Annotated in this window: 1 pseudogene; it reads right to left on the reverse strand. The window is 33.9% G+C overall.

Annotation, left to right across the window (positions count from 1 at the left end):
* Positions 1–840 (reverse strand): annotated as a pseudogene (locus AVBRAN9333_RS09415) (hypothetical protein); the annotation flags it as partial.

The raw sequence follows: 840 nt of genomic DNA on the forward strand, positions 1-840 counted from the left end.
ATTCTTATTATCTCCTGCATCAGTTGCTTGCCAATCATTAGCATTAAAGCCCATTGCATCTGCTGTTTCTCTATCTATAGTAGCATTAGTTTCTCTTAAGCTAACTGTTTTTTCAGAAACATTTTTATCATAGCCTATTGAGCTAGTAACATTCATTGATTGAAGCTTACCATCTTTATCTACATAATCTCTAGTAGCTTCTACAACTATGTCTTTACCATTAGTTGATGATAAACTTAATCTTCCAAAGTTAGTCTTAGTATCATCTGTAAGACCTATTATATCTTTAAGACCATTTCTATCTTTTTCGTTAATACCTTCTTTTATACCTTCTAAGTGTTTTATCATAGCATGAGAAGCCATAGCATCTTGAGCTTCAGTAGTATCCATAGTTTTACCTTTACCTGCTTCTACTACTTTATTTAATTTAGTAATAGCATCATCTATAGCTGAATTTGCTGTATTTAAATCTGCTGCAGTTAAAGTTAAAATATGAGCTAAAGCATCAGAAGCATCTTTTTTTATGCCATTATTACCTGCTGTGTTAGCATCTAGGTTTAATGCTCCTGTAGCTGCAGCTTGAATCTTATCAAGCTTTATTGTTCCATTTGCTTGAATTGCAGCAATGCCTTGTGTTTTTGCTAACTGAGCAATTCTTGCATCTTGTTCGTAGTGAGCTGCTTGAACATCTTCAAATGTATTTTTAGAATCAAGTAAAGAATTCTTACCAGCAGCTCCAGCTTTCCAAGTATCTGCTACTTTCAAATCTACAGCTACTTGGCCTTCATGTTTATCGCTTGTTGCATACAACACATGCTTATCAGCATCAGTTCTACTTGA

Origin of the sequence: Campylobacter sp. RM9333 (assembly GCF_020137705.1) — a bacterium.
Classification (GTDB): Bacteria; Campylobacterota; Campylobacteria; order Campylobacterales; family Campylobacteraceae; genus Campylobacter_E.